Raw genomic sequence first — 2,599 nt, 5'->3', positions numbered from 1 at the left:
ACCGGGATTACATGGATGTAATGCTTTTGGGAGGTACAGGATGAATGCCTGCAGCCGATCGAAGGCCTTCTCAGGGGTGACAGGTGCGGTCTGTTCGTGGGAAACTCTCATTGGGGCAGCCCTCCGGATTTGGGTTTGTTTACAGACTTCCTATTATCCCAGAGGTCTCCTGCCCCATCACTTACCTAGCCCCCCGACAACATTGTCATATACAACGACCGACCCTCGCCTAACCCATTGATTCTAGCCTCAGAGGGGGATCTACTCCCAACCAGTTGAAGAAGGATGGAAAAGCCAAGGAGGCATTTGCGATATCGGAGAAATTGCTACAAACGGGAGCCGCCTCTGGTAACGACCAACTAATTCACGAGAAGTTAGCAACGCTGGCGGGCAAGACCTAGACACCCTGAATTGCCGCCCGCGCATGAAGCCGAAGCGCTTACCGCGCCGCCCTAGCCAGCGTTCTGGCTAGCGGGCGGGTGCTGGTCGCGAGCGTTCTGGTCGCAGCCGCGCGCGGCTTATGCGTCAGCCGCTAGGCAGAGTCGAGGCATACCATGGCCGTGTCCTTTGCGAACATCGAGGAGAATTACCATCGCGTGTTCGGCTTTATCCAGAGCGATATCGAACGGTTCCTGACACTCGACCCTGGAGGGAACTTCGCCATCGCGGGCTTAGCGGCCTGCGCTTGCGAGACGCTTGCCCGATATCGATACGGTAGCGGCGAGGGCGCTGACGTCTTCTCGCGCCTGCTACCCGCCGGCCCGTTTCAGGTGATAGGCAAGAGCCTCTTCGACATCCTGAGGAACGGGCTCGTCCACCGTTACGACACCGCGGACATTCGCGTAGAGGGGCAGATCATTCGAGTGGCCATATCATGGCGCGCGGAGTTGCATCTTTCGGTCAAGGATATCGACGGTATATCGAATCTCGTCCTCAATGTCACCACCCTCTGCGAAGACCTTTTCAGGGCATTTGCCGACTACCGCGAGGAACTTAAGACGACCGCCGAGGCACGCGACCGCTTCTTTACAACGTATGGTAAAACAGGCACCATGGATATCACAGTCCCCGCACAAGTAGCCGCCTGGAAGGCAATACTCAAAGATGCGTTCATGTAGGCTCAGCAGCGTCCTACCTAACTTCTGGTGGAATGGACGAGCCGCGAGCGCCGCGCCAATCCCACCATATGTGCTGGCCCGCCGTTCACAAAAACGTTAGATGACGAGAATCATCGAAGCCAGTGGCCACGCGTTCCTAAGCCGTTACGGGAAACGGCAGGTTGCCGCTTCGATGTACGTTAAGGGCAAGGCGTTCATCGGCGCTACCATCCTCCTCCGGCGGCAGGGCAACTCAGAGGGGACCGACCACGTCCTGCTACATCTGCTATGTCAAGGCATAGAGGTCACGCTCAAGGGTCTCTTACTGCTACGAGACTACGATCGCTTCATAGTCCGCCTTCGGAAGCCCCTGGGTCACAACCTCTTCAAGGTTGCGAAGGAGGCGTCAACTGCTTATGGCCTTAAACCTTTGCGTGGCGATCTTGATGGCGAGCTGCGCACCCTGAACAATCTATATTCACAACACCTACTGCGATACGGAAGCGAATACGACATCCTGGTCGACCCGCGCACCATCCCGCGAGAGCTAGTCTTCCGCCGCCTCGCGGCCGTGATCCGCCTTGCAGAGCGAGAATTGAAGCGTGGATGAAGCGTCATCTAACCAATAAGGATTGAGACGACCTGAAAGGTCGTTTCAACCGTTGTTCAAGAAGCCCGGACGGGGGGAGACTCAGTAATATATGGGGAATGCTTCCGGCAGTGCAGACCGTGGCAGCGCGACAGTGGTTGGGAGGATGGGGAAACGAGCCGTCGGCGAGTTCAGCCAGTCGACAACAGACGATGTGTAGGTTCAAAGCGGGAGGTGACGCACGCCATTGGGGTTAGGTCTTGCGTTGATGCGTAACCTACTTTCAATGTGTTATTACAAGACCTGACCCCTTCTTGCATCTTGTGTGGCCCCATCTTGGGACCATCTTGTGACCCGAAGTTGCCTGACTCGTCGAAGAAGAACTTCATGCGACTGGGCTATCTGGTTCGCCTTCCACGCCGCGTCTTCTTGGCAGTGGCCAGGCAGTCGTGGCTCTTTCCCCAAGCCTCAAAGCCGTGAGGGCAATAGTCGATGGCTCCCGCCAGCGCAGGGCCGAAGAGGTCCCGAAGGCGGGCAAGTTGGCCTCCGGCTCGCGTCCGCTCCACCGTGTCGATCACGACGAGCGAGAGGCCCCGCTCCGCTCGGCTCGCACAAGCCCTCGCGACCACATCGAGGAATGTCGTGTCGGCCGAGGGGAAGCTGTAACCAACGACAAAAAGACACTGAGCCTCCTTCAGGGCAATCTCAGAGGCGTTAAGTATCCGCTGGAAGTGAAGTCTGATCGCGTCGGAGGGCTCAACCGACGTGGCTCCGTTTTCTCGCGCAGGTCGCGGTAGGGATACCGGTTACCCGGCACCCACCGGGTCGCCGGAGGCGGTCACCCGCCCCCGGCTCCCACAGAACGTAGCGTGCGGATTTCCCGCACTACGCTCTTCAGGTGTTGGTTTACAGC

2 protein-coding genes are annotated in these 2,599 nt (G+C 58.0%); both read left to right on the top strand.

Annotated elements, in window-relative coordinates; all coding sequences use genetic code 11:
• Positions 1-554: 554 nt before the first annotated feature.
• A complete protein-coding gene (locus tag M3461_00325) occupies positions 555-1,118 on the top strand; it encodes a hypothetical protein (protein MDQ3772935.1) in 564 nt (187 codons plus the stop codon).
• A 100-nt stretch (positions 1,119-1,218) separates the two neighbouring features.
• Positions 1,219-1,707 (top strand): hypothetical protein, encoded by a 489-nt coding sequence (locus tag M3461_00320; protein ID MDQ3772934.1) that lies wholly within the window; start codon positions 1,219-1,221, stop codon positions 1,705-1,707.
• Positions 1,708-2,599 lie beyond the last annotated feature (892 nt).

This window comes from Pseudomonadota bacterium (assembly GCA_030860485.1).
Lineage (GTDB): Bacteria > Pseudomonadota > Gammaproteobacteria > JACCXJ01 > JACCXJ01 > JACCXJ01.
This window is presented reverse-complemented; position numbering and strand designations above follow the sequence as displayed.